The following is a 24,684-nucleotide window of genomic DNA, read 5'->3' on the forward strand; positions in this document are numbered from 1 at the left end:
GGTGCGGGCGCGAGCCGTACCGGCACGACCATCCCCGAGGAGGAGCCCGCATGTCCCGACCCCCGCTTCCGCCGTTCACCGCCGAGACCGCAGCCCAGAAGGTGCAGCTGGCCGAGGATGCCTGGAACAGCCGCGATCCCGAGCGGGCCGCCCTGGCCTACACCCCTGACTCGGTCTGGCGCAACCGCGACGAATTCCTCACCGGCCGCGAGGAGATCAAGGCGTTCCTGACCCGCAAATGGGCGCGCGAGCACGACTACGCGCTGCGCAAGCAGCTGTGGGCCTTCACCGGCGACCGCATCGCCGTCCGCTTCCAATACGAATGGCACGACGACGTCGGCCAGTGGTGGCGCTCCTACGGCAACGAGCTGTGGGAGTTCACCCCGGACGGGCTGATGGCCCGCCGTGAGGCCAGCATCAATGACGTCGCCATCGACGAGGGCGACCGCACGATCTTCGGGCCACGGCGATGACCAGCAGGTTCGCGCAGCTCGCCTTCACGGAGAACGTCCAGCGGCACCAGCGCGAGCACGGCAGTGACCGCGCCTACCGCCGCATGCTGGAAGGTCCGCAGGACCCCGACCGGATCGGCGAGGCCGAACGGGACTTCATCGAATCCCGCGAGAGCTTCTATCTGGCCAGCGTCGGCCAGACCGGCTGGCCCTACATCCAGCATCGCGGCGGACCGCCCGGCTTCCTCAAGGTTCTCGACGAGCAGACGATCGGCTTCGCCGACTTCCGCGGCAACCGGCAGTACGTCACCGTCGGCAACCTCGACCACGACGAGCGGGTCTCCCTGTTCCTCATGGACTACGCCCACCAGGCCCGCATGAAGATCCTCGGCCGCGCCCGGGTGGTGGAGGGCGACTCGCCACTGGCGGTGGCCGACTATCGTGCCAAGGTGGAACGCACCGTGCTCATCCAGGTCGAGGCCTTCGACTGGAACTGCCACCAGCACATCCCGCAGCTCTTCCCCCGCCAGGCGGTGGAGGGCGCGCTCACCTCCATGCAGGAACGCATCGACCGGCTGGAGCGGGAACTGCGCGAGGCCCGCGCGTGAGCGTCGAGACCGGGCCGATCATGGGCGAGCCGCTGCCGATCGAGCTGGCCAACGCCACCTACGCCGTACGCGGCCGGCTGCGCGACGGGCTGGAGACCGTCGCGCAACTGGCCGCCTGGTTCGAGCAGGTCGGCCCCCGGCTCGCCCTGCCCGTCGTCCCGGACGCCGTCGACGCCGGGGACCTGGCCTTGGCGCGCGAACTGCGCGATGCGATCAGGAACCTGGCCGCGGCCGCCGTCAACGAGACCGTCCCGCCGGTGGCCGATGTCGAGACGCTCAACCGGCACGTGCGGGCCGCGCCGTACTGGCGTGAGCTGCGCTGGAGCGGTGCGCCCGCGGCGAGCCCGGGCAGCGCCGCGGCGGCCGCGGCCGCCGCGCTGTCGGCGATCGCGCAGGACGCCGTCGACCTGTTCACCGGAGCGGAGCTCGCCAACCTGCGAGCCTGCCGGGCCCCGGGCTGCGTCCTGTTCTTCGTCAAGGACCACCACCGGCGCCAATGGTGCTCCGACGCCTGCGGCAACCGGGCCCGCGCCGCCCGTCACCATGCCAGGCAAGCCGTCATCACCGCGTAAGGTTTGGGCGACCGGCGGGCCTCTACGCTGGCCGCATGATCGCAGTTCGAACGACGGTCGCCGTCGCGGCATCGTTCCTGCTGCTCGCCGCGTGCGGTTCCGAACGGATGAGCGCCACCGGCACCAGCGCGTCTACCAGCCAGGCGCCCGCCTCAACCGGCGCCGTCCCACCGCCGGCATCCTCCACTCCCCCGGCCAAGACGGTCCCCGCGGCGTTGAAGTTCACCGCCAAGACCCTGGACGGCCAGAGCTTCGACGGCAAGAGCCTGGCCGGCAAGCCGGTCGTGTTCTGGTTCTGGGCACCCTGGTGCCCCAAGTGCCGGGCCGAGGCGCCGAACGTCAAGGCCGCCGCTGCCGCCTACCGGGACGTGGCCTTCGTCGGCGTCGCGAGCCTGGACACCGAGCCGGCCATGAAGGAGTTCGTCCAGCAGACCGGCACCGGCGCCATCACCCACCTGTCGGATGAGAAGGGCGAGGTCTGGGCCAAGCTCGGCATCGCCTCCCAGTCGACGTTCCTGTTCATGAACGCCGACGGCTCCACCACCAAGGCCACCGGCCCACTGGGTGCCGAGGAGGTCGGCGCACGCGTCGAGAAGCTGCGTTCGGGATGAACGACCTGCCGCTGGCGCTGGCCGTGACCGCGGGCAGCGTGGCCGCGGTCAACCCGTGCGGTTTCGCACTGCTGCCCGCCTACCTGAGCATGCTGCCGGCCGGCGACCGCGGCGGCGTGCGCCGGGCCTTGGGCTGCTCGGTGGCGATGACCGCGGGCTTCGTCACCGTCTTCGGCCTGTTCGGCCTGGTGGTCACCCCGCTGGCGTTGTTGCTGGGCCGCTACCTGCCCTGGGTGACGATCGCCATCGGCCTGGCCCCGCTTGCCCTGGGCGGCCGGCTGCTGTCCGGCCACGAACTGCTCCTGCGCGTCCCCGCCCTGCGCACCGGGAACCTGTCCCAGTACGGCTACGGCCTGTCCTACGCCGTCGCGTCGCTGTCGTGCACCGTCGGCCCCTTCCTCGCGCTCACCTCCGCGTCGCTGACCGGCGGCGGCGTCCTCGGCGGCCTGGCGGTCTTCGTCGCCTACGCCCTCGGCATGGGCCTGGTGATCACCCTGCTGTCCCTGGCGGTCGCGCTGGCGCGTGGCGCCGCCGTGGCCAGGATGCGGCGCATCCTGCCCCACGTTCCCCGCATCAGCGGCGCGCTCCTGGTCCTGGCCGGACTCTACGTCGCCTACTACGGCTGGTACGAACTGCGCGTCTTCGCCGGAGCCGCGGCCCAGGACCCGATCATCGGCACGGTGACGAGGCTGCAGGGCGCCGTCACCGGCTGGCTGGAGACGCTCGGCCCGGCCTGGACCGCCCTCGCGCTCGCCGTACTCCTGCACGTCGCGATCGGCCGATCGCCTTGCGGAGCGACCATCAGCGCCGCGCTCGTTCGTGCGGTCGCCGCGGTGTACCGCCGCGCTCCAGGCGGGCGGACATCGCGGCACTTCCCGTCAGGGGACCAGCGGCCCGGCCAGCACCCTCAGCCCCGCCTCCCGGTCCCCAGCCCAGGTGACTGATCCGGTGTCGCGCGGCTTACGCTCCCACAACATCAGCAGCAGGTCTTCGGCATGGCCAGAGATCTCCGCGATCGGCTCACCCGGCCCGAAGGTCCACGACTGCCCGGCGTCGGTGGCGGTGATCCGTACGCTCTGGTCTGGGTAGGTGGCTGCCCCCCTGGAGATCATGCGGGGCGCCATGGTGTCGAAGACCTCGGCGACACCGTCGGCGGCGAGCGCCGGATCCATCGGCATCGGCGAGCCGAGCGCGTTCTCGGCGTCCCACCGGTGCATCAGCGTCTCCTGGCTGCGGCGCCGCCGCCAGAACCCGACAGTGTGCGGCGGGAAGAACGTCCACGCCTCGTTCGCGGGATCGACCGACAGTGCCTGCACGAGCGCGTCCGCCGTCTTGGCATACCAACTCTGGAGACCGGCCCGGTCATGGGGGGCGGCATCCTCGTCATAGCCTTTGCCATGGCCCTCCCGCACCGCCGTGACGACCCACAGGTTCCCCGCTCCCATGTGGACGGCCAGGTCCATCAGCCTCCAGCCGCCGCAGTGCTCGATCGGGGCCGATAGATCACCATCCAGGACGGCGCCGAACGCGTCCAGTTCACGCCGCAGCTCGGCCAGGTAATCCATGGCGCCACGATACAGTTCGTCAGCTGTACGGGACTTGCCCGACCCTCACCGGATCGGCAGGGGGATGGACGCGGACATCCCCCTGGCCGGGGAAGGACGGAGAAGGGGCCAGGGGGATGAGCAGAGGGGGCCGGTTACTGGTCGCGGCGGGTCACATAGACGAAGTCACCCAGGTTGAAGCCCGCCTCCAGCCCGGCCTCGGCATCCTTGGCCCCCCAGGCGACGATCGAGGCGTCCGCCAGCGCCATCGAGACGAGGTTGAGCAGCTCCGCCGTCTCGTTCTGCTTGAGCCGCTGTTGGCGGGCGATGTCGGCGGTGATCGCATACAGGTGGCCGACCGGCTTGTAGGTGCCGTCGACGTCGTTGGCCCAGAAGAAGGCCGCCTGGGTCTGATCGGCGCTGCGCCTGGCCGACACGGCCGAGCCGTACTCCCTCACCTCCTGGACCTGCGCGGCGTAGGCCGGGCTGCTCACCACCTGCCCGTAGGAGGTGAAGCCACCCGGAGTGCCCGGCCGGAACTGCGCCGAGGACGTCATCGCGAACGGCTTGAGCTTCCACCAGTTGGGCCCGACCGGCGCGCCCGAGCCCGTCTGCCGCCACGCGCCGGGCACGGTGCCTTCGGCGTAGGCCGGGTCCATGGCCGGGCCGTCCGCGGCGCGGGCGGCGATCATCAGAGCGCCGATCTTCACCCCGTCCGTCTTGCCCCCGTCGACGAACTGCCGCGGCACCCAGGAGGGGATCCGGCTCAGCGCGTAGGTCAGGTTGGGGCCGAAGTCGATGCCCCTGTTTCCGCCCTCGACTTCGGCGTTCTTGAAGACGTCCGTGAGCACGCGGTGGGCGGCCGCGTCCATGGTGGCCTCGATGGAGTCGTCCGGGTGCTGCTGCTGGATCTTCGGCAGATAGGTGACCGGCGCGGCCGGCCAGTTGGCGTCGTGGACCGCGATGTGCAGCATCGCCCCCGCCCGCGCCAGCAGGGTGGGGGCGGCGTCCTTGTTCCGCACGCGGCGGAAAGCGTCCAGGAGCACCCCGTTCCAGTACAGGGCGTGGTCGAATGAGGACGCCTGCGGCGGTGGCCCGGATGCGGTGGCCCGTGCCGGGGGCGCCATCACCGCCGTCGATAACACGATCATCGTGGTTGCCGTCGCGACCGCGGCGGCTCTGGCAGGGGACAGGAACATCGGGCAGCCTCCATCGAGGAACGATCATCGTCTCCCAGAAGGTCACCCATACCTCGCAAATAGCAAAGATCAGACCGTGTTCGGAACTATTCGGAACATCCTCCTCAAGGGGTGGCGAGCGATGATCTCCGCCGGCGTATGCGCCGATGTCGTGGTTCAGAAAGAGGGTGACGGCGGGCCGATGACCTGTCAGGGCGTTCAGGCGTGCTCGGCCATGACGCGGCGCATGTCGGCGATCGCGCGCAGGGTCCCGCGGACGGTTCCGGTCACCTTGGAGCGCCCCTTCCTGGGCAGGTAGCCGACGTCGACCTCGACGATGCGCCACCCCGATGCGGCGGCGCGCAGGACCGTCTCCAGCGGGTAGCCGAAGCGCCGGTCGGTGAGCCCGAGCTCCAGCAGCGCCGTGCGCCGCGCGGCCCGCATCGGCCCCAGATCGTGCAGCTCGGCTCCGGTACGGCGGCGCAACCGGCGGGCGAGCACGGCGTTGCCCAGCCGGGCATGCCACGGCCACGCCCCCGAGGCCACCGGGCGGCGGGCGCCCAGCACAAGGTCGGCCTGCCCGCGAGCCACGGGATCGGCCACCGAAGGCAGGTGGCGGGGATCGAGTGAGGCGTCGGCGTCCATGAAACAGATCAGCTCGGCCCGGGCGGCCAGCAGCCCGGCGTGGCACGCGGCGCCGAAGCCGGGCCGGGGCTCGGCCACGACCTCGGCGCCCAGGGCACGGGCGAGTTCGGCGGTGCGGTCGGTGCAGGCGTTGTCGACCACGATGGGACGGTAGCCGTCCGGCATGCGCTCCAGCACCCAGGGCAGGGCCGCCTCCTCGTTGAGGCAGGGCAGGATCACGTCGACGGTCATGACCAGGCAAACTCCTTCATCCCTTCCTCGAATCCGATCGCGGCGTGAAAGCCCAGCTCACCCGTTGCCCTGTCCGGCGAGGCGAGGATGTGGCGGACGTCGCCGAGCCGGTAGCCGCCGGTGACCTCGGGCGCGGGCCCGTCACGTGCGCCGGCCAGCGCATATGCCAGCTGGCCGACGGTGTGCGGGGTGCCGCTGGCGATGTTGTAGGCGGCCAGCGTGCCCGCGGGCGGGCGGGCGCGCAGGGCGGCGAGGTTGGCGCGGGCCACGTCGCGCACGTGCACGAAGTCGCGCAGTTGCCCGCCGTCCTCGAAGACCTGCGGGGCCCGGCCGGCCGCCAGCTCGGAGCGGAAGACCGCGGCCACCCCGGCGTACGGGGTGTCGCGTGGCATGCGCGGACCGTAGACATTGTGGTAGCGCAGGGCGACGGCGCCGGCGCCCGTTTCCCTGGCCCAGTTGGCGGCCAGGTGTTCCTGGGCGAGTTTGCTGGTGGCGTAGGCGTTGCGGGGATCGGGCGGCGCGTCCTCCCCGATGACCGCGCAGCGCACCATGGCGCCGCAGCGCGGGCAGCGTGGCTCGAAACGGCCCCGGTCCAGATCGGCCACGGCGCGCGGGCCGGGCCGCACCGAACCGTGCTCGGCGCAGGTGTAGGCGCCCTCGCCGTAGACGACCATCGAGGAGGCCAGCACCAGGCGCCGGATCGTGTGCCGGGCCATCGCGGCCAGCAGCACGGCGGTGCCGTACACATTGACCGAGGCGTAGTCAGGCAGGTCGGCCACCTCCACCCCGAGGCCGACCTTGGCCGCCTGGTGCATCACGAGCTCCACCCCCGGCAACAGCCGGTCCAGGACCCCGGCGTCACGCACGTCGGCGCCGTCGCGCAGGTCCAGCCGGATGACCCGATGCCCGGCGGCCTCCAGCGTCTCGCCGACGTGACTGCCGATGAAACCGGCCGAGCCGGTGAGCATCACCTTCACGCCGCCGACGCTAACCGCCCCGTCCTGGCGTGCCGAGACCGTGTTCGCGGACCGTAAGAACTCTTACGATCCGCCAACGGCCCCTGCCCGGCGCCCGGGCGGCGGTGCGAGGCTGCGGTGCATGAAGGTCGGCGCGCTCCTCGCGGCCCTGGCCGTCGTCGTCGTGGTGGCCGTGGCCGGGCCGCCGCGCCTGGGCTGGTACTTCGCCGCCTGGACGCTGTTCGGCGGGGCGTTGTGGCTGGTGCGGGGAGTGCCGCGGCGGCGGCTGGCCGCGCTGGTGGCCGGTGGCGGGATCGTGCTGGCCGCGACCGGGCTGAGCGCGCCGCCGAGCAGCAGCACCGACTCCTACCGCTACGCCTGGGACGGCCGCGTGCAGGCGGCGGGCCTCTCGCCCTACGACCACCCGCCCGCCGACCCGGCACTGGTGTTCGTGCGGGATGCCTGGTTGTTCCCGCCCGCGTGCGAGGGCCGCGACCGGTGGCCGCTGCCAGACGGCGGCTGCACGCGGATCAACCGGCCCAGCGTTCCCACGATCTACCCACCGGTGGCCCAGGGGTACTTCCTGCTGATCCACCGGCTGTCGCCGGACGGAGTGCGGCACAAGGCGCTGCAGCTCGGCGGCTGGGCGATGGCGGTGGCGGTCCTGCTCCTGCTGTGCGCCCGTGACCTGCGCGCGGCCGCCTGCTGGGCGTGGTGCCCCGCCGTACCCATCGAAGCCGTCAACAACGCGCACGTCGACATGCTCGCCGTGCTCCTGGTCATACTGGCCTTCACCACGGCCCGCGCACGCGGCGCGCTGCTCGGCGCGGCGGTCGCCGCCAAACTGCTGCCCGCCACCGCGCTGCCCGGCGCGCTGTCGGGCGTACTGGCGGGCGGTGTGGCTTGGCGGCGCATCGCCGCCGTCATCGTGCCCGCCGTCCTGGTCGTGACCCTGGCCTACCTGCCCTACACGCTGACGTCCCGAAGCTCGGTCGCGGGCTTCCTCCTGGGCTACCTCGCCGAGGAACGCTACAGAAGCCCCGCCGACGGCAACCGCTACCTGGTGCTGCGGCTGCTCCTGCCCGACGGCTGGGCGCCGTACGCCGCGATCGGGCTGCTCGCCCTGATCGCCCTGCATGTCCTGCGGTACGGCGACGCCAGCCGTCCCTGGCACGGGGCGCTCGTGGTCACCGGATCGGTCCTGCTGATCTTCACCCCCGGCTATTCCTGGTACGCGCTCCTGGTCGTGGCCCTGGCCGCCGTGGAGGGCCGATGGGAATGGCTCGGCGTGGCTCTGGCCGGCGCGATCGCCCTCGTCTCCGGCCCGAGAGCCGACCATCACCTGGCCGCGATCGTCTACACCGCCGCCACACTGACCGTCCTGATCACCTGGGCCGTCCGCCGACCGGGCCCGTCACCACCTCGTAAGGAATGAGCACACCGCCCAGCCCTACCGTCTAGCCCATGACGCAGATCGTCGTCATCGCCAAAGAGCCCGTCCCCGGCCGGGTCAAGACCCGCCTCACCCCGCCCTTCACCCCGGCCCAAGCCGCGGCCCTGGCCGAGGCCGCGCTGAGCGACACGCTCCGGGCGGTCACCGCCGGCCCGGCCACCCAGCGCCTGCTGGCCCTGGACGGACTGCCCGGCAGCTGGCTGCCCGCCGGGTACGTGATCATCCCGCAGCGCGGCGACGGCCTCGATCAGCGCCTGGCCGCCGCCTTCACCGACGCCCACCGCCTGCGGCCCGAGCCGATCGTGCTCATCGGCATGGACACCCCGCAGCTCACCCCCGGCCTGCTGACCCAGGCATGCCAGGCGCTGAACCGCCACGACGCGGTCTACGGCCCGGCCGCCGACGGCGGCTTCTGGCTGCTGGGCCTGCGCCGGCCCGACCCCGCCCTGCTGCTCGGGGTCCCCATGTCGCATGCGGAGACCGGCAAACACCAGCTCGACCGCCTGGCACGAGCCGGCCTCGCCGTACACCATCTGCCCGAGCTGACCGACGTCGACACCGCCGCCGACGCCACCCGCGTCGCCGTCCAGGCACCGCACACCCGCTTCGCCCGGCTCCTGCGGGAGCTGAGCCGATGAGGACGCTGCCCCGCACGGCTGCTGTTCGAGACCACCTACGTCTGCACCTCCGAGGTGTGCGGCGTGTTTGCCGACGACCTCGACCTGCGCCTGGACGACGACCACGCACGCATCCACGGCAAAGGCGGCAGCGTGCGCATCGTCCTGCTCGACGACCGCAGGTACGTTGCCCTGCTCAAGCTCTACCTGGCCCGCTCCAGCTACTGCGAAGCCGTTGGAGTCGACATCCACCGGCTCCCCCACGCCCGCGTTCATGGCCGTCGTCGTCGCCCTGTGCTGGCTGGTGGTGGCCGCGTTGAGCCTGGTCGGGGTCGGGCTGGCGCTGGTGCCGGCGATGATCGCGATGACCAGGAGCGCGGCCGAGTGGGAACGCAGGCGTCTGGCCGGCGCGGGTCCTGGAGGACAAAGGGCTGGCCGGCGCGCTGGACGCGGTGGCCGCCGGATGCTCGGTGCCCTGCCGGGTACGGGTGGGCGAGCTCGGCGTGGTGCCGTTGTCGGTGGAGAGCGCCGCCTACTTCACCGTGGCCGAGGCGCTGACCAACGTGGCCAAGCACAGCGGCGCCCAGCATGTGGAGGTCGCCGTCGACCGCGCAGGCCCGCTGCTGCGCGTCCAGGTGAGTGACGACGGCAAGGGCGGCGCCCGCGATGGCGCGGGAACCGGGGGAGGGCATCGAGGTGGCCGTGGCGGCCAAGCGCCTGCAGCCGGGCTGGGGAGCTGGTGCTGATGGCCGCAGGACTGGGCAACCCGGCCATCGCCGACAAGATGGTGATCACCGAGGAAGCGGTGCACAAGCGCACCCGCAACATCTTCGCCAAGCTCGGCTCGGCTCGGCTCCCAGCGACCGCGTGGACCGCAGGGTCGCCGCCGTTACTGCGCTGCCTCGGCGCCTGAAGCCGGCCTCTGGAAAACGACCTTGTGAGCTGGGCCGCGGGCGGGCGCGGGGTAGCCAGCACCACCATCGACCGGCCAGCGGGCGGGATCGAAACCGCCTGCGCCCATCCCTACGTTGGTGATTGCTTCATCCGACACCCAACGTGAGGATCTGTCTTGGCGAGCAACACTCTGCGTCGTACCGTGCCGGTCACCCTGGCGCTGGCGGCCTGTCTCGCGAGCGTGAGCGCTCCGGCATTCGCCACCACCCGTTCTTGGCCGGCGGCCGTCGCCCCCGGCCAAGAACGGGTGGTGGCGAGCCTGGAGCGCCACGCCCAGGAACTGCGCAGCACCGTCCCGGGCGGCCCGTCCCACGACCTGCGGGCGTTGTCGGCGATGACCAAGGGCGCCACCATCGTGGGGATCGGCGAGGTCACGCACGGCTCGAAGGAGCTGTTCACGCTGCGGCATCGGATGTTCCGGCATCTGGTGCAAACCCAGGGCTTCACCACGCTGGCGCTGGAGGCGACCTGGTCGGCCGGCGTCCGCCTGGACGCGTACGTGCGCACCGGCAAAGGCGACCTGCGCACGATCATGGCCGAGGAGTTCCAGCAGTCCTACGGCTCGTGGAAGACCCAGGAGTGGATGGACCTGTATGAGTGGATGCGCGACTACAACCGCACCGCCTCACGCAAGCTGCGCGTGATGGGATTCGACATCGGCGACGTCCATCCCGAGCAGTACCGGCGCATCCTCGCCTGGGCCGAGAGGCACGAGCCGTCGCTGGAGCCCGAACTGCGTCGCCGCTACGCGGGCCTGCTGGCTCTGCCCGCCGGCGTGGAAGAACGGATGAACGCCCTGGCCGCGCTGCCGGCCGAGCAGCGCGCCGCCCTGGCCGGCGACGCTCAGGCCGCCTACCGCCTGCTGGATGACAGCGGCAAGGTGAGCCCGCGGGTACTGCAGGAGGCCCGCGTCATCGTCCAGATGTCCACCATGTACGCCCTGGACGGCGCGGCCCTGCACCGTCACCGTGACCGGGCCATGGCCGACAACACCGTGTGGTGGCAGCGCCACACCGGCACCAAGACCGTGGCGGCCGCGCACAACGGGCATATCGGCTACGTCTCGGCCTGGCCCGACCAGTACCCGGTCACCCAGGGGGCCGTCCTGCGCTCCCTGGCAGGCACCTCCTATGTAGCGATCGGCACCACCATCCACAGCGGCCGCTTCCGCGCCACCGACCCCAAGACCGGCCAGGTCGCAGTCTTCGACACCCGCGCCCCGGTCCCGGACAGCAGCGAGGCCGTCCTGGACCGGGTACGCTACCGCGACTACTACGTGGACCTGCGCCGGGCCGGCCGTACTCCGTCCACCCGAGCCTGGCTGGACACCGCCCGTCCGACCTTCACCATCCCGGCTACGTACGTGCCCGAGCAGTTCAACCGGCCGTTGGCCCTGGGAGCGGCCTTCGACGCGATCGTGCACCTCAACCGGGTCGAGGCAGCCACCCCACTGCCCTGACCCTCCTGCCCTCGGGCTGGTCGGCCGATGGTGAAGCAGGTTGCATGGCTCCCAGCACGGAGTCGTTAGGTGGTTGACCAATAACTGCCAGCGCGGGATTGTTCCATCGGGGCCGGCTGGCGCTGGTGGAGGCAGTCGGTGCGGGGTACTAGGTCCGCCCGGGTTTCCGCTGGGTCGGGGGCTCCACGTGAGGTGAGGTTGGGTGAGGGGCGCTCACGTGGAGCCGCAGAAGCCGCTGTCCGGCGTCCCCTTCGCCGGGGTGTGGCCGGGTGGGATGTGTCAGTTCAGCGCGGGCGTGGCAGCCAGGTGGGTGGCTGCCAGGGCCTGCTGCAGGTTGGGATGGGTGTTCAGAAGCGCATGGACGCCGGTGATCTGCAGGACGCGGGTGACGCGTTCGTGAGGGGCGGCCAGGTGCAGGCTGCCGCCGCATCGCTCTTCGCGCTGGTGCAGGTCGATGAGCAGGTGCAGGCCGGTGGAGTCCATGAAGGTGACCGCGGCCAGGTCCAGAAGCAGCGGCCGGGCTGGATCGGGGTGCACTGCGGTGATGAAGGTGCCCAGGTCGGCGGTGGTGACGAGGTCGAGCTCGCCGGCCACGTCGATCAGGGTGCCGCCGCGGGCGCCGATATCGGTGCCGCCGTCCAGGCGCCGGCAGGTCAGGTGCAGCGGGGTCATGAGGGGCCTCGTCCCTGGCCGGAGAGCGTGAGCGCCTGGCACGGTCCGTGGGCGTGGAGCTCGGGTGTCGAGCTTGGCGCCGTGCCGGGTGCGCGGGCGGGTCCGACCGTTTCGGGGACAGGGTATCGGGCATGCGCGGTGGTGCTGCAGCCCCTCTCTGACGGCCGGAATGAGATCCTGTCCTTCCGCCACGGTAACCCCTGAATGGTGTTACCTGAAAGGCTATTCACCTCTAAGCTTGGTGAACGACAGGGAAACCGACCCGAGGCCGGCCAGAGCCCGGCCCTGAGCCGACGCGGCCCGCTCCGGCGAGCCCCAGAAACCTGAGCCTTGGTGAGCACCATGAATCCCGTGCACCCCGTGAACCATCACCGGCCCGACGCGTCCGATCCGCTCGGTCTGTCCCACCGTTTCGAGCTGCCCCGCTGGACGTTTCTGACCCACCACGCGCGGGTGCTGCTGGAGATCGCCCGCAACCCCGAGGTACGGCTGCGCGACCTCGCGGCCGGGATCGGCGTCACCGAGCGCACCGTGCAGAACATCGTCAACGACCTGCACGCGGCCGGCTACCTCTCGCGTGAGCGCGTGGGCCGCCACAACCACTACACGCTCAACGCCGACCAGCACTTCCGGTATCCGACCGAGGCCGGGTTGCCGGTGCGGCGGCTGATCGACATGTTCGCCGACCGCGACATCGACGGCTCACCGTCGGCCGCCTCCCCGCAGCGCGAAAGCCCCGGCCCGCCTCCGGGCGGCTGACCTGCCTGTTGTTGGCGTGCGGGCTGCGGCGGTGGCCGGGTGGGAACTCCGCAGGTGGGGGTGGCACTGCCAGCCCGGCTAGGAGCGGGCAGGACGCGCCTTCATCTGGGCGTGCTCCAACTCCGAGCAGGACGTGCGCGCGTGGGTGACGGCCTGGCGGCAGTCGGGCCTGCGCCACCACCGCATCCCCGGGCGACTCCTCGACACCGCCCAGGTGGCCGGGCCTTTGACTCCGGTCTCCGAGCTGCCCGGCGCGGGCCCGGCGGATAACCGGACCGATCGGCTTCCATCCGCACAGCGAGGACCGCACCACTCGCCGGTGGCGCGGCCTCGCCGTCTTCTCAGCCGCCCGGTGGCCGGCGCGTCAGGCGATGCCGGCCGAGGGCGATCCCGGCGCGCTGCGGGTTTCGTCGGCGGCCGCTTGGAGTGCCTCTTCCACGGTGGCGTGGATGGCCAGCACGTGGCGTACGCCGGTGATGTCGAGGATGCGCGCGGGGCGGGGTTGCACGGCGGCCAGGTGCAGGCCGCCGCCATGGGTGGCGGCCTGGGCGTGCAGGCGCACGATGAGGTTCAGGCCCTTGCTGTCCATGAAGGTCAGCCCGCCTAGATCCAGGACGAGGGGCAGGCGAGGGTCGGGGTGGTTTTCGGCGAGGTGTTCCTCGAGGCGGTTGGTGTTGGAGGCGTCCAGCTCGCCGGTGACGGTGAGCAGGGTCGCCTGCAGGAGGCTGACGCTCAGCAGGAACAGTGGTGTCATCTCGACCTCGTCGGCGATCTCTGTGCGGCCGGTCAGGACGGCAGAGGAAGTCATGGATGTGCTCACTCATCGCTCTCGGGCCAGCCCGGCCCAAGCGACCGGATGGCGTGCCACGCATCTACACGCGCAGAATAATACGCGAAACCTGTTTCGTGCTATAAGCTTCGTACATAAGAGGTCGATCCTTCCGAAAGGCGCCGCCGAGAAGGGCAGCAATGCCGTGAACTACCAACACAGCGCAGCAGACACCACCCCGGCAGAGGGCGGCGTCCGGGGCAGCGCGGCCGACGATGGGAGTGCTTCGAGCTGGTCGTTCCTGACCCATCACGCCCGGGTGCTGGTGGAGATCGCCCGTGATCCCGAGGTGCGGCTGCGCGACGTGGCCGCCTCCATCGGAGCGACCGAGCGCACCGTGCAGGCGATCGTCCGCGATCTGTGCGAGAGCGGCTACCTCACCCGCGCTCGGGTGGGCCGGCGCAACACCTACGCGCTGCACCCCGACCTGAACTTCCGCCGCCCCAGCGAGGCCGGCGTCCCCATCGGCCGGCTCCTCCAACTATTCACCGGCCAGCCCCTCACCGGACCTTCGCACGAGCACCAAACCTGACCGGCCCGGCTGCCGGAAAGCGCGTCCTGCGGGCACCCGGCGCCCGGTGCCAGGTGCCAGGTGCTCAGCTTTTCCTCTCGTCGTCTTCCCCGGCCGGGGACGGCGAACTGGAGGAGGTGGCAGGGGATGCCGTCGGTCACGACGGCGCCGGCCTGGGTGAGCCTGCCGGGTTCGGGCGCGGGCAGGCGGCGTGCGTGCCCAGCCAGTCGGCCTGCGGCTCAGCGTTGCCGAAGCTGAAGTAGGTCACCACGTGCCCGTCGGATGCCTGCGGATGGAGTTACACCAGGATCACGTGCCATGGGCGAAGCAGAGACCGGCCTCCCTGCCGAGCTTGAGGTCGCTGCCCTGCACCGCTATGCGGAGAAGACGTGGGCGGTGGCGGCCCGCGCACCACGCGGACCACCACCAAGCTCACGGCTTGGTCTGTGTGAGCGGAAAGAAAAGGGGTGGCCTGCCCGCACACGTGCCCGAGTCAACGCTCACGGCGTCAGGAGTGGGGCGGGTTCGATGCCTCCGAACCACCGCTGCAAGGCTGCCCGGAGTGTTTCGATCTCCATGGCATCGGGCCGGGGCGATGCGGATGCCCAGGCCACGTAACAGTCCGGTCGAAGGAGCAGGGCGGTGGGCGCGGGGGTCTGGGAGCGCGCCGTGACGATATCGACCTGGTCGTGGCGCAGGGCAAGGGTCTCCCCCAGTGATGCTTCTTCCGTCAGGTCGAGCAGCAGAGGGCGTGCGGATCTGGTCAGCTCGGCGAGGCGGACCGGACCGGCCGGGGTGTGCAGTTTCATGTCCGGGGCGAACCGGCCGGTCAGCGGGTGCGTCTCGCGTCCGCCCATGTCGTAGCGGACGTCGGCGCCCGCGGTGAGTTCGGCCAGGCGCTGCACGGTGTCCGGGTCGCGGAGCAGTTCGGCGAACACCTCGCGAAGTCCTGTGACATCGCTGCCGGGGGCGATCAGGGCCGCCTGCGCCTGCGCGTTCAGCACCATGCGCTGGGCGGCCGATCGACGCTCTGTCTCGTAACTGTCCAGCAGCCCGGACGGGGCGCCTCCACGGATCTCGGCGGCGAGTTTCCAGCCGAGGTTGACCGCGTCCTGCAGGCCGAGGTTGAGCCCTGGACCGCCCCCCGTGGCGGCGTACACGTGGGCGGCGTCACCGATCAGGAACACCCGGCCATCGGCGAACCGTTCGGCGACCCGGGTGTTACCGCCGGTCAGCCGGCGCAGCGCGTGCGGTCCCTGGCCGTCGGGCGGACCAATCGGCACGTCGAGGCCGAGCACGCGGCGGATGCTCGCCCGCAACTCCTCCAGGCTCATCGGAGCGTCAGTCGCGGGTTGGTCCCACTCTGTGGTGCTGACCAGCGGCGGGTGGCCAGGCATCGGCGCGTAGGAGAACCCTCCGCGCTCGGTGCGATGAGGCATGAACGGCATGACGGCGCCGTAATCGGGCACGTTCAGCGCTCCGGTCGCAGGATCGATCCAGTCCGCCGGGACCGTCGCGTGTGCAGAGCGCACTGTCATCCGGTCGTAGGTGATGCCGGGGAATCCGATGCCGGCGAGCTTGCGCGTGGTGCTGTGGGCTCCATCCGCGCCGACAAGATGGCGGGCCCGCAGCTGGTAGGCCCCACCCGGACTCGCGACATCGACGGTGACCGCGTCGTCGTCCTGCGACAGGCCGACGACCTCATGTCCCCGCCGGATCTCCACGCCCAGTTCGATGGCGCGTTCCTGCAGAACCTGCACGATGCGTCGCTGCGGCACCGGCAGGGCATAGATGGGGCTGTCTTCAAGCAGGCTCAGGTCCAGGCCCATCGCGCCGAACATGAAGTACGCGGAGTTCGGCTGCGGCGGTTCTGGGCTAGCGCTGAGACGTTCGCACAGCCCCCGGCGGTCGAGCATTTTCACGACCTGGCCGAGCAATCCGTTCGCCTTCGGTTCCTCGCTCGGCTCCGGCAGCCGCTCCAGCACGACCGTCCGGACCCCTGCCAGGCTCAGCTCGCAGGCCAGCATCAGCCCGTTCGGGCCGCCGCCGGCGATGACGACATCTGTGATCATGTGTACTCCCTTGTTCGCCCGCAAAGGGCCGGGACTGATGAAGCGCCGACGCGCCCGGCCGGTTTGCGGGTGGTGGCCGGTACGGCTCGCCGTAAGGTGCGGTCTTTGCGGCGTGGTCAGCCGCGGTAGTACTCGGCGAGGGCGGTGAAGGCGGCCTTGGGTTCCCACGGCATGTCGGGGTAGGTGTCCCCGAGACGGTCTTCGAGGACTTTGACGATGCCAGGGCTGGCCAGGTCGAGGTCGTCCCAGGGATCGCCGTCGGGGCGGTGCGGGAAGTTGTCGAGCGCGAAGAGGAAGACGAAGGCGCTGTCGACACCTGCGGCGTCGTAGATCTCCAGCAGCTCCCGCAGGTAGGCGGCCTGGCCGGACTCGTCGCGGACGCACTCGCCGTTCAGCCGGACCGGCACGCCGGTGCCCTCGCCGAACTCGACGACCTCCAGAACGCGGCCGCCCCTGTCGCCCGCGCCGCGGTAGGCGGCGGTGCCGAACTCGGTGATCGCGACCGGCTTTCCCTGCGCGACGAGGGTGCGCACGCCCTCGGTGAATTGGCCGGCGACCTCGGCCGAACGGTAGAGATCCACGCCCACGATGTCGAAGGGCGCCCAGTCGACGCGCTCGAGCGGGACGGCGGCGTACGTGATCCGGCCGCCGAATCGCTCGCGAATGAGTGCAACGGCACCGGCGAGGAAGTCGTTGACCCGTGCGCTGAGCTCGCCGACCCGCTCGGCCAGGCGATCTCGCTGAGTCAGCAGCCCGAGCCTGTCCTCCTGGGTGTCGCCCGGCAGGAATCCCTTGTTCATCAGGCTCAGCTCGGCGCCGGCGACGAACACGACCTCGGCGCCCCGCTGCCGGATCCGCTCCGCCCGCTCAGCGCAGTCGGCGAACAGCGACAGCATCTCCTCGGTGGTCAGCTCCAGCGGGTAGGGCGAGAACCAGACCTCCAGCCCGAGGTCGGCGGCGTACGTCGCGGCCAGTTCCAGCCGCTCGGGATCGCCGCCGATGACGCGGACCGCGGTGCAGTGCAGGTCGTCCCGGATGATCTCCAGCTCACGCCTGACCACGTCCGGGTCGAAGCGCTCGCGAGAGAACGCCCCATTGCGGACGAAGCCGGTGTCGTAGGTGATGCCTTTGGCCCTCATTGCACGGGTCCTTTCTGTGGGATGAGGCGCCAGGCTAAGCAGAAAATTGCGTACACGCAAGTTTGCGTACACGCATCAAAACTGGGATACTGAGACGGTGGCGACGAGACGGATCGGGTTGCGCGAGCAGAAGAAGCAGGCCACCCGAGAGGCCCTGCGCGCGGCGGCCCTGCGGCTTGCCCTTGAGCGCGGACCGGACAACGTGCGCGTTGATGACATCGCCGAGGCCGCCGGCGTCTCACCGAGGACGTACAACAACTACTTCTCCAGCCGCGAACAGGCGATCGTCGCCGCCGTTGCCGGCGAACGGGAAACGCGAGTCGCGGCGGCGGTGGCCGACCGGCCCGCCGGGGTCGGCCTCGCCGCCGCCGTCATCGAGGCCATCGTGGATCAGTACACTGCCCCGGGAGCATCCGGCCGGGACGCGCTGCTGCTGATTAGCACCCGTCCAGCACTGCGCGAAGCCTTTATCGAAACCACCACCGCGATCGAGCACCCCCTCACCGACGCGATCGCCGAACGTCTCGGCGACGGCGACCCGCACACCGCACGGGTGCTCGCGGCGAGCGTGGCCGCCGCAGTTCGCGTGGCACTCGAGCAGTGGCTGCAGCCGACTGCCACGTCCTCCACAACCAGTGGACTCGTCGTGCCGTCCGGCTCGCTACCAGACCTCCTTCGCACCACGCTCGCACCCCTCACACCCGCACTCGACGCCGCCGAGCAACGAGCACTCAGACACCAGCAGCAGTGAACTCCCACCTCAGGAAAACGGGCGCCCCAACGTCCGCAGCAGAATCCTCGCTGGCGCGCAGGAAAGCCGCCGAACATCGGCCAATCAGACCGCGCCCGCTCACGTGCGACTAGAACGCCTCATTTCTGCGAACGCGACAGGTGGTTCAGCCGCGCGGCGCGTACATGATCACCAGGACCCCGGCCAGGCAGACCAGCGCGCCGATGACGTCCCAGCGATCGGGCCGGAAGCCGTCGACGACCATCCCCCAAGCCAGCGATCCAGCGACGAACACCCCGCCGTAGGCGGCCAGGATGCGGCCGAAGTTCGCATCCGGCTGCAGCGTGGCGACGAACCCATACAACCCCAGGGCGATGACGCCGGCACCGATCCAGACCAGGCCGCGTTGCTCGCGCACACCCTGCCAGATCAGCCTGTCGCTGTGAGGTCTCAGGACATGCTTCACCGTTCGTTATCGGGACATAGTTGACGCCCTGCACTCGTTCATGATCTTCTTCCTCCGGCTTCTTGATCAAGCGCGTGAGGAGTGCATTCGTGGACCGGCAGGCGACAGTGGAGCACCGCTATCGGGCAGTCCGCGAGGTGCTGGCGGGATCGCCCATCGGGGAGGTCGCGGCGCGCTACGGGACCTCGCGGCAGTCGGTGCATGCCTGGCGCAAGCGCTTCGAGTCCGAGGGGCTGCCGGGGCTGGAAGACCGATCACGACGGCCCAAGACCAGCCCGACACGACTCGCCACTGAAGTGGAGGCGCTGATCTGCCAGATCCGACGCCAGCATCCGCGCTGGGGAGCCCGCCGGATCAGCTTCGAGCTCGAGCAGCAAGGGCTGGAGCCGGTCCCGTCGAAGGCGACCGTGCATCGCGTCCTGGACCGCAACGGTCTCACCCGGCGCCAGGAGCAAAGCCGTCAGCGGGTCTATCGGCGTTGGCAGCGCGAGGCACCGATGCACCTGTGGCAGATGGATCTGGTCGGTGGAGTGCCGTTGGCCGATGGCCGGGAGTGCAAAATGGTCACCGGCATCGACGACCACTCTCGCTTCGTGGTGATCGCGCAGGTGGTCGCGGTGCCCAGCGGGCGCGCGGTCTGCCAGGCCTTCACCACGGCGATGCGCCGCTACGGGGTGCCGTTCGAGGTCCTCACCGACAATGGCAAGCAGTTCACCGGCCGGCACACCCGCCCGCAGCCGGTCGAGGTGCTGTTTGAGCGGGTCTGCCGGGAGAACGGCGTCACCCAGCGTCTCACCAAGCCCCGCTCGCCCACGACCACGGGCAAGATCGAGCGGTTTCATGGGACCTTGCGCCGGGAACTGCTCGATCACGTCGCACCGTTCGAGTCGATGGCCGCCGCTCAGGAGGCGATCGACGCCTGGGTACACGCCTACAACCACGCCCGGCCGCACCAGGCGCTGGACATGCGGGTCCCGGCCAGCATGTTCCGCCCACACGGCCCCGCCCGTGACGAACTCCCCGGCCCGGCGCCGACAGTCGAGGCGAGCCTGCCGGGCGAGCTGGCCGACGTGGTCGAGCCGCCACCCGCCACCATCAGCGAGTGCGCGATCGAGTGGGAGGTCCGGGTCCCGCCCAGCGGCACACTGACTCTGGTGCCCGGCAAGCAGACCGCGAAGATCCACCAAGGGCTCGCCGGACGCACGTTAACCGTGTGGGCCGATATCCGCAGCATCCACCTGCTGCTGGAGGGCCACCTGGTGCGCACCCTCGCCTCCCGGCTCCTTCCGCAAGACCTCGCCTACATGACCATGCGTGGCGCCCGGCCCGCTGGACCGGAGCCGGCGGTCGCAGCACTGCCCCGCGCCATCGGCCGGACCGTCCTCGCCGCCGGGGAACCAGTCGAGGTCGAACGCAAGGTGCACAGCCGCGACGGCCACGTGAAAGTGGCCGGGCAGAAGATCGTCATCGGGCCCAGCCACCTCGGCCGCACCGTGGTGCTCCGCCTGGACGGCCACCTCATGCACGCCATCGCCGACGACGCCCTGATCGGCACCTGGCCCTGCCCGATACCCGCCGACGAACTCGCCAAGCTGACCGGAGCCCGCTCGGCGGCCACGCCACTACCCCCGCCTCCACTGGCACCGGGTTCCATCCGCGTTCAGCGTCGTGTCCACGCCCAGGGCCGGTTCATGGTCGCCGGTCAGTTCATCAAGGTCGGCCCTCGGCACGTCGGCAAGCTCGTCACCGTCGTCATCGAAGACACCCACTTCCGGGTTCTGCACGGCGAAGAAGAACTCGCTATCAGGCCACGCAAGAACACCGCCCCGATCACCCGGATCTATGTCCGCGGCATGGGCACCCAGACCACCGACTCGTCAACCAAGTCCTGAGAACAACTGGTTAACCATGTCCTGAGACCTCACATTGACACAGCCAGGCCCCGCCGATCTCGGCGACCGCGGCCAGGGCGAACAACACCAGGGAACGCACGATCGTCATGGAAGGTAGTACAACGCATCCCGGCAGCGGCCCTGCCCCGGGCCGCCGGGGCTGGTGCGGCGTGGCAGGTGTTCAGCGCCCGCATCCGTTCCCGCCGCATCCGCAGCTTCCGACCGCGGCGGACCCGCCGACCGCGCGAGGCGCGGCGGCGGTGACCTTGCTGCGTAGCGATGGCCCGCCTCCGTCGGCGTCCGGGCCGCCCACCACTCCAGGCTGCCTGCCAACAGTAGGCAGAGTCACCGGGACGGACCCGGCAGGGCACGATGGTCATGGTGGGCGCTCACTGCGGTCAGTTCTCTTCAGGGGTACGGCTCGCGGCCAGGTCGGCAAACGGTAGCGGGCAGTCGGGGCAGATGCAGTGGGTCAGACTGTCGCAGCCGGCGCTGACCACCGCGCCGAGCGCGCTCCGGATGGTGGTCAGGTCGGCGATCCGCGCGTCCACCTCGGCGATCTTTTCCTGGGCGCGCTCGCACAGGTCGGGAGTGGCGTGACCGCGCCGGCCGGTATCGATCAGCTCGGCCACCTCCTCCAGGGTGAAGCCGAGCCGCTGCGCCGCTTTGATCACCGTCAGCAGGGTGACGGTCTCAGGTGGGTAAGCACGGTGCCCACCCGGGCTGCGCGCCGGTTTGGCGATCAGCCCGCGGCGCTCGTAGTAGCGCAGCGTCTGCAGGTTGACCCCAGCCTGCTCGGCCACCTGCCCGCTGCGCAGGTACGGCCCGTCGGCGTCCTGGAGTCCGATGTGCTGTCTCATGCCGGCCGCCCCGCCCCGGCGCTCGCGCGGCTGCCGTCGAAGGCCAGCCCGGCCTCGGCCCAGCCCTGCTTGCCTCCGGCGTAGCCGAGCCGGGCGAACGCGGCAGCGGCGATCTTGGAGCGGTTGCAGTACGGGCCCAAGTAGTAGACCACCACCGCGGCCGCCCGATCGGAGGCGACCTGCGCTGCCAGCTCGACAGACTCCTGGCCGGGCACGTTGGACCCTTGGGTTCGTCGCGACTGGCGGGATCTTGTTCCTCGATAATGGTCGCGAGGAGGGTGCAGGCGTTCCCGGCGTGGTGGATGGCGGTCTTGGAGGCGAGGCCGAAGACGGCGGCGAGGTGGAGAGGCTCGGGGCCGTGGGTGAGGGCCTCTTCGAGTTGCCGGTAGAGGCGCAGGCGTCCGAGGGTCGCGGCCTGGCCGCGCAGCCGAGTCTTGACGAAGTGGATGGTGCTGCCCGGGCTCGTTCCGTGGGCGCTCATCTGGTTGATGAGCAGGTGCGGGTTGGCGGTGTCGGCCAGCGGGTGCGGCGGTGATCCAGCCATTCGAGCAGGATCTAGTGGGTGAAGTCGTCGATCGGCCGGGCGGGCGGCGTGAACGGCGGCGAGCATGAGAGCGAGCCGGGCCGCCGGGGTGGTGGCCGCTTGGACGGCCCACCTCAGCCAGGGGTTGCGGAGGTCGGCGTCGAAGCGGGTGAAGTCGCGGCGTGTGTTGAGCAGCCGCAGCTGGCCCCGCTGCTGGCGGCCGCCATCGACGCCCCGGTCGCCCGCGCCCACCGCGACCCGCACCGGCCCTGCGAGGTGTGGATCGAACACCTGTAAAGGCCGCCTCGAGCCGGCCACCGCCCTGATCGACAGCCCGCAAGCCGTCCGGATCGGGCTGCTCGACACCCGGATCGGCAACCACGACCGCGTCGGCAACATGACGGCCACCACCCACGGCAGCGGCGCAGGCGAGAGCGTGAGCGCTCTGGTCGGATTCGACCACGGCGCGGCCTGGCTGCCGCACGCCATGGACTACCCCGCCCCTATCTGACCCACCCCCAGGCGCACATGCGCCACCTCGTCGCCGTCGGCGACCACGACGACGGCGGCTATGGCCCCTGGGTGGACAACCCGCCGCTCAGCACGGCCGAACTCACCGCCATCCGGCGCCGCGCCGCCGCGCTGCGGGGCGAGTCCGACGCGCTCGGCAGCGGCGCCTGGCTCACCTACTCCCTCGCCATCGTGGACCAGATCGCGCGGCACGCCCACCCGCCCGCCGCCCAGCCGCAGACAACACATGGGACGTGACACACACTATGGCCTGCACCACCCGCCAGATCTTCGCGCTGGCCCAGCACATCCGCTCCTATGCACACGCAGGGCCTTGCTCGGGTCAGCGCCCCCACTTCCTGCCCGCTGCCCGGATGACCGAAGCGGATAGTGCGGCGGTGAAGTATCCGTCGACACTCGCGAAGAACTCGATGAGATCGCGGCCGCCGAGGCCGGACGGCATGGTTCCTTGCTGGTAGCTGCCGTATCCGTGAGAAGAAGGTCCTGCTTGTGCTGTTCCTCGTGCTCACAGATCTCTGCCAGAAGCCCGGGCATGAGCGCCGGGCTGCGTAGCCTTTCGTTACGAGAACAGGAAGGGAGGGGGTTGCGCATGACGCCGAAGCAGCCCAAGACCGAGCTTGACGCCCGCTACAGCTCCGCGCTGAACCCGCGCCCGGGCGCGGAGAACGTCACCGCCACCGACTGGGCCGAGGTCCAGCGCCGGCTGCGGTCCGCCGAGGTCTTCTGGATCACCACGGTCCGGCCGGACGGCCGGCTGCATGTCACGCCACTGATCGCCGCCTGGTACGACGGGGCGCTGCACTTCAGCACCGGGCCGGGCGAGCAGAAGGCGAAGAACCTGGCCGGCAATGCCCAGTGCGCACTCACCACAGGGCGCAACTCACTGTCCGAAGGTCTCGACATCGTGATCGAGGGCACGGCGGAGCGGGTGACGGATCCGACGCGGCAGGACGAGGTCATCACCGCGTTCGAGGCGCAGTACGGGGACCACATCACCTCGCCGGAGGGAACCTTCTACGGCTTCGGCGACAGCATCCGCAAGGGTAACGATCTACTGTTTGCGGTGGCACCCGGCACGGCGTACAGCTTCGGGCACGACAGCCAAGTGTTCAGCCACACCCGCTACACCTTCTAGCGGGCCTGCGCACAAGAAAGCCCCGGCCGCGAACTCTAAGCCGATCGCGGGCGAACTTCTTCAGCTCGATTAGCGCGTGCTTCTCGATCTGGCGGATGCGCATGCCTCAGGCCGTGCGTGCTGCTTGTCGACCTCCATGAGCGTGCGCGGAAGGGGCCGAAGAGGTGGTTCCATTCAACCCTCTGCGCTATACGTCTCGCCCACCACAACACGCTGTCCCGCCAAGTAGAGCGCTCATCCGCCACCTACAGCGCACGGTCACAGTAGGGCAGCGGCTGAAACTGTCGGCCTGGTGCCCTACGACGCCGTCTACGGTGGCATGCGCCCGCCGTCCCGAGCCCGATCCATCGCCCACGCGGTGCAGGGGCGATGACGGAGAAGCTCCCGCGCCCGGGCAGGGCGGCCTCAGTGGTGGGGCCGGTCTTCAGACTCAGCGCCAGGTGATCGTTCCGCTGGCAGGCCGTCCCTCTGTCGGCGGGGCCAGACATGGGCCCTGCTCCGCCGGGAACCGGAGAGATCATGCCGAGCGGCAACCGCAAGCTCACCCGCGCCGCCCGCGCGCTGGCCCAGCAACAGGGCCTGTCCTATGACCAGGCCCGCACCACCATTCTGGCTGCCCGGCACCCCAGAGGTCACCTGGAGCTCTTCCTGAAGCTCGGCGACATCTACACCATCACCATGGGCCACGACACCCCCGCTCGTGCCTCGCACCTGGTGGCCGGATACAAGGACAGGCCCATGCCGTACGGCAAGCTGGACGCGGTCGTCTGCGACATGTGGACGATGATCGCCAAGCTGGGGGACCTGGCTGGGCGGCGGAGCCCGGCGGCCGTGGAAGGCCGCGCGGCGCTCGTCGACGCTGAGGTCCTGGCGGCCGGCGCGTCCCTAACGAGCGGTGTCGCAGTACGGTCCGGGCGGCACACCCGGCGCCCAGAACTGCAGGCAGATCACATCGCCCGGTTCCAGCGGCGGAAACGGCTGGAACCAGCCCTGCACGTAGGCGGGTGTGGTGGTTGTGGACAGGGTGCCGGTGGCCGGCGCCCCGTTGACGGTGGCGCCCACCGCCAGGGCGGTGGGCGGCGGCTTGACGGTGAAGACGAAGCGGCCGTCGTCCAGGCCCGCGCACACCGGGTGCTCCGGGATGCAGATCGGCGTGGCCGCCCGGGCCGGTGCGGCCACGGTGAGCAGAGCCGAGGCAAGAGCGAGGCCCGCAACGATCCTCATGGCGTTGATGACGCACCCCCTGCAGATCCGCAGTCCGATTCAGGTGGATCATGAGCTACTC

General features: G+C 70.6%; 29 protein-coding genes and 1 pseudogene. 18 read left to right on the forward strand and 12 right to left on the reverse strand.

Features of this window, described 5'->3' with window-relative positions:
- The first annotated feature begins 50 nt into the window (after window positions 1–50).
- From FVE25_RS13625 to FVE25_RS13645, 5 genes are read left to right on the forward strand one after another with little or no spacing between them, the layout of a single operon-like run.
- Window positions 51–473 carry a nuclear transport factor 2 family protein gene (locus FVE25_RS13625; RefSeq protein ID WP_157246941.1) on the forward strand — a complete coding sequence of 141 codons (423 nt, stop codon included), beginning with the start codon at window positions 51–53 and terminating at the stop codon, window positions 471–473.
- Window positions 470–1,060 (forward strand): pyridoxamine 5'-phosphate oxidase family protein, encoded by a 591-nt coding sequence (locus FVE25_RS13630; RefSeq protein ID WP_157246943.1) that lies wholly within the window; start codon window positions 470–472, stop codon window positions 1,058–1,060. Before FVE25_RS13625 ends, FVE25_RS13630 begins: the two co-directional genes overlap by 4 nt.
- A complete protein-coding gene (locus tag FVE25_RS13635; RefSeq protein WP_246266986.1) occupies window positions 1,057–1,632 on the forward strand; it encodes a CGNR zinc finger domain-containing protein in 576 nt (191 codons plus the stop codon). The genes FVE25_RS13630 and FVE25_RS13635 overlap by 4 nt, the downstream gene beginning before the upstream one ends.
- 35 nt (window positions 1,633–1,667) lie before the next feature.
- On the forward strand, window positions 1,668–2,243 hold the full coding sequence (locus FVE25_RS13640) for a redoxin domain-containing protein (protein WP_157246944.1): 576 nt from the start codon (window positions 1,668–1,670) through the stop codon (window positions 2,241–2,243).
- Window positions 2,240–3,187 carry a cytochrome c biogenesis CcdA family protein gene (locus tag FVE25_RS13645; protein WP_157246946.1) on the forward strand — a complete coding sequence of 316 codons (948 nt, stop codon included), beginning with the start codon at window positions 2,240–2,242 and terminating at the stop codon, window positions 3,185–3,187. The genes FVE25_RS13640 and FVE25_RS13645 overlap by 4 nt, the downstream gene beginning before the upstream one ends.
- Here FVE25_RS13645 and FVE25_RS13650 read toward each other — a convergent pair.
- The 4 genes from FVE25_RS13650 to FVE25_RS13665 form a co-directional block, all read right to left on the reverse strand.
- Window positions 3,122–3,808 (reverse strand): maleylpyruvate isomerase family mycothiol-dependent enzyme, encoded by a 687-nt coding sequence (locus FVE25_RS13650; protein WP_157246947.1) that lies wholly within the window; start codon window positions 3,806–3,808, stop codon window positions 3,122–3,124. The two genes, FVE25_RS13645 and FVE25_RS13650, sit on opposite strands and share 66 nt — an antisense overlap.
- A 134-nt stretch (window positions 3,809–3,942) precedes the next feature.
- Complete coding sequence (locus FVE25_RS13655; RefSeq protein ID WP_157246949.1) at window positions 3,943–4,986, reverse strand: hypothetical protein; 1,044 nt, start codon at window positions 4,984–4,986, stop codon at window positions 3,943–3,945.
- A gap of 198 nt (window positions 4,987–5,184) precedes the next feature.
- The gene (locus FVE25_RS13660; RefSeq protein WP_157246951.1) at window positions 5,185–5,841 is read right to left on the reverse strand and encodes a glycosyltransferase family 2 protein; all 657 of its coding nucleotides are present in this window, start codon (window positions 5,839–5,841) and stop codon (window positions 5,185–5,187) included.
- A complete protein-coding gene (locus FVE25_RS13665; RefSeq protein ID WP_246266987.1) occupies window positions 5,838–6,818 on the reverse strand; it encodes an NAD-dependent epimerase/dehydratase family protein in 981 nt (326 codons plus the stop codon). The genes FVE25_RS13660 and FVE25_RS13665 overlap by 4 nt, the downstream gene beginning before the upstream one ends.
- 121 nt (window positions 6,819–6,939) lie before the next feature.
- Between FVE25_RS13665 and FVE25_RS13670 the strand changes: the two genes are divergently transcribed.
- The 5 genes from FVE25_RS13670 (at window position 6,940) to FVE25_RS13690 (ending at window position 11,280) form a co-directional block, all read left to right on the forward strand.
- Window positions 6,940–8,232 carry a glycosyltransferase 87 family protein gene (locus FVE25_RS13670; RefSeq protein WP_157246953.1) on the forward strand — a complete coding sequence of 431 codons (1,293 nt, stop codon included), beginning with the start codon at window positions 6,940–6,942 and terminating at the stop codon, window positions 8,230–8,232.
- Window positions 8,233–8,261: 29 nt separating this feature from the next.
- Window positions 8,262–8,888 (forward strand): TIGR04282 family arsenosugar biosynthesis glycosyltransferase, encoded by a 627-nt coding sequence (locus tag FVE25_RS13675; RefSeq protein WP_157246955.1) that lies wholly within the window; start codon window positions 8,262–8,264, stop codon window positions 8,886–8,888.
- 431 nt (window positions 8,889–9,319) lie between these two features.
- Window positions 9,320–9,613 (forward strand): sensor histidine kinase, encoded by a 294-nt coding sequence (locus tag FVE25_RS13680; RefSeq protein WP_157246957.1) that lies wholly within the window; start codon window positions 9,320–9,322, stop codon window positions 9,611–9,613.
- Complete coding sequence (locus FVE25_RS55100; protein WP_425489487.1) at window positions 9,613–9,780, forward strand: helix-turn-helix domain-containing protein; 168 nt, start codon at window positions 9,613–9,615, stop codon at window positions 9,778–9,780. Before FVE25_RS13680 ends, FVE25_RS55100 begins: the two co-directional genes overlap by 1 nt.
- A gap of 156 nt (window positions 9,781–9,936) precedes the next feature.
- Window positions 9,937–11,280, forward strand: a complete 1,344-nt coding sequence (locus FVE25_RS13690; RefSeq protein WP_157246958.1) for an erythromycin esterase family protein — start codon at window positions 9,937–9,939, stop codon at window positions 11,278–11,280.
- Between the two features lie 279 nt (window positions 11,281–11,559).
- Here FVE25_RS13690 and FVE25_RS13695 read toward each other — a convergent pair whose 3' ends face one another.
- Window positions 11,560–11,952 (reverse strand): STAS domain-containing protein, encoded by a 393-nt coding sequence (locus FVE25_RS13695; RefSeq protein ID WP_157246960.1) that lies wholly within the window; start codon window positions 11,950–11,952, stop codon window positions 11,560–11,562.
- Between the two features lie 351 nt (window positions 11,953–12,303).
- Between FVE25_RS13695 and FVE25_RS13700 the strand changes: the two genes are divergently transcribed.
- Window positions 12,304–12,711: a helix-turn-helix transcriptional regulator gene (locus tag FVE25_RS13700; RefSeq protein ID WP_246266989.1), complete on the forward strand. Its 408-nt coding sequence runs from the start codon at window positions 12,304–12,306 to the stop codon at window positions 12,709–12,711.
- 364 nt (window positions 12,712–13,075) lie between these two features.
- On the opposite strand, the gene FVE25_RS13705 is transcribed toward FVE25_RS13700, so the two are convergent.
- Window positions 13,076–13,519 carry an STAS domain-containing protein gene (locus tag FVE25_RS13705; RefSeq protein ID WP_157246964.1) on the reverse strand — a complete coding sequence of 148 codons (444 nt, stop codon included), beginning with the start codon at window positions 13,517–13,519 and terminating at the stop codon, window positions 13,076–13,078.
- A gap of 166 nt (window positions 13,520–13,685) precedes the next feature.
- Between FVE25_RS13705 and FVE25_RS13710 the strand changes: the two genes are divergently transcribed.
- Window positions 13,686–14,072, forward strand: a complete 387-nt coding sequence (locus tag FVE25_RS13710; protein ID WP_246266991.1) for a helix-turn-helix transcriptional regulator — start codon at window positions 13,686–13,688, stop codon at window positions 14,070–14,072.
- Window positions 14,073–14,551: 479 nt separating this feature from the next.
- On the opposite strand, the gene FVE25_RS13715 is transcribed toward FVE25_RS13710, so the two are convergent.
- Both FVE25_RS13715 and FVE25_RS13720 read right to left on the reverse strand, forming a co-directional pair.
- Window positions 14,552–16,123 (reverse strand): FAD-dependent oxidoreductase, encoded by a 1,572-nt coding sequence (locus FVE25_RS13715; RefSeq protein ID WP_157246966.1) that lies wholly within the window; start codon window positions 16,121–16,123, stop codon window positions 14,552–14,554.
- Window positions 16,124–16,239: 116 nt separating this feature from the next.
- Window positions 16,240–17,262, reverse strand: coding sequence for a glycoside hydrolase family 113 protein (locus tag FVE25_RS13720; protein ID WP_157246967.1), 1,023 nt, complete (start codon window positions 17,260–17,262; stop codon window positions 16,240–16,242).
- A gap of 97 nt (window positions 17,263–17,359) precedes the next feature.
- Here FVE25_RS13720 and FVE25_RS13725 point away from each other — a divergent pair, with 97 nt between their 5' ends.
- The gene (locus tag FVE25_RS13725) at window positions 17,360–18,013 is read left to right on the forward strand and encodes a TetR/AcrR family transcriptional regulator (protein ID WP_157246969.1); all 654 of its coding nucleotides are present in this window, start codon (window positions 17,360–17,362) and stop codon (window positions 18,011–18,013) included.
- A gap of 145 nt (window positions 18,014–18,158) precedes the next feature.
- Here the strand turns inward: FVE25_RS13725 and FVE25_RS13730 are convergent.
- Window positions 18,159–18,425 (reverse strand): annotated as a pseudogene (locus tag FVE25_RS13730) (YnfA family protein); the annotation flags it as partial.
- A gap of 107 nt (window positions 18,426–18,532) precedes the next feature.
- Here FVE25_RS13730 and FVE25_RS13735 point away from each other — a divergent pair.
- Window positions 18,533–20,350 carry an IS481 family transposase gene (locus tag FVE25_RS13735; RefSeq protein WP_219825487.1) on the forward strand — a complete coding sequence of 606 codons (1,818 nt, stop codon included), beginning with the start codon at window positions 18,533–18,535 and terminating at the stop codon, window positions 20,348–20,350.
- Between the two features lie 398 nt (window positions 20,351–20,748).
- Here FVE25_RS13735 and FVE25_RS13740 read toward each other — a convergent pair whose 3' ends face one another.
- Complete coding sequence (locus FVE25_RS13740) at window positions 20,749–21,210, reverse strand: MerR family transcriptional regulator (protein WP_157246973.1); 462 nt, start codon at window positions 21,208–21,210, stop codon at window positions 20,749–20,751.
- Complete coding sequence (locus tag FVE25_RS13745) at window positions 21,207–21,425, reverse strand: rhodanese-like domain-containing protein (RefSeq protein WP_157246975.1); 219 nt, start codon at window positions 21,423–21,425, stop codon at window positions 21,207–21,209. The genes FVE25_RS13740 and FVE25_RS13745 overlap by 4 nt, the downstream gene beginning before the upstream one ends.
- Before the next feature lie 35 nt (window positions 21,426–21,460).
- On the opposite strand from FVE25_RS13745, the gene FVE25_RS13750 reads away from it, so the two are divergent.
- The 4 genes from FVE25_RS13750 (at window position 21,461) to FVE25_RS13765 (ending at window position 23,399) form a co-directional block, all read left to right on the forward strand.
- Window positions 21,461–21,745 (forward strand): hypothetical protein, encoded by a 285-nt coding sequence (locus FVE25_RS13750; RefSeq protein WP_157246976.1) that lies wholly within the window; start codon window positions 21,461–21,463, stop codon window positions 21,743–21,745.
- A gap of 27 nt (window positions 21,746–21,772) precedes the next feature.
- Window positions 21,773–22,030 carry a hypothetical protein gene (locus FVE25_RS13755; RefSeq protein ID WP_157246978.1) on the forward strand — a complete coding sequence of 86 codons (258 nt, stop codon included), beginning with the start codon at window positions 21,773–21,775 and terminating at the stop codon, window positions 22,028–22,030.
- Window positions 22,031–22,261: 231 nt separating this feature from the next.
- Window positions 22,262–22,501 carry a hypothetical protein gene (locus FVE25_RS13760; protein ID WP_157246979.1) on the forward strand — a complete coding sequence of 80 codons (240 nt, stop codon included), beginning with the start codon at window positions 22,262–22,264 and terminating at the stop codon, window positions 22,499–22,501.
- A 352-nt stretch (window positions 22,502–22,853) separates the two neighbouring features.
- Entirely contained in the window at window positions 22,854–23,399 is a 546-nt protein-coding gene (locus tag FVE25_RS13765) for a pyridoxamine 5'-phosphate oxidase family protein (RefSeq protein ID WP_157246981.1), read from the forward strand.
- Between the two features lie 885 nt (window positions 23,400–24,284).
- On the opposite strand, the gene FVE25_RS13770 is transcribed toward FVE25_RS13765, so the two are convergent.
- Window positions 24,285–24,623 carry a hypothetical protein gene (locus FVE25_RS13770; protein ID WP_157246982.1) on the reverse strand — a complete coding sequence of 113 codons (339 nt, stop codon included), beginning with the start codon at window positions 24,621–24,623 and terminating at the stop codon, window positions 24,285–24,287.
- Window positions 24,624–24,684: the final 61 nt, after the last annotated feature.

It is taken from the genome of Nonomuraea typhae, from assembly GCF_009760925.1.
Lineage (GTDB): Bacteria > Actinomycetota > Actinomycetes > Streptosporangiales > Streptosporangiaceae > Nonomuraea > Nonomuraea typhae.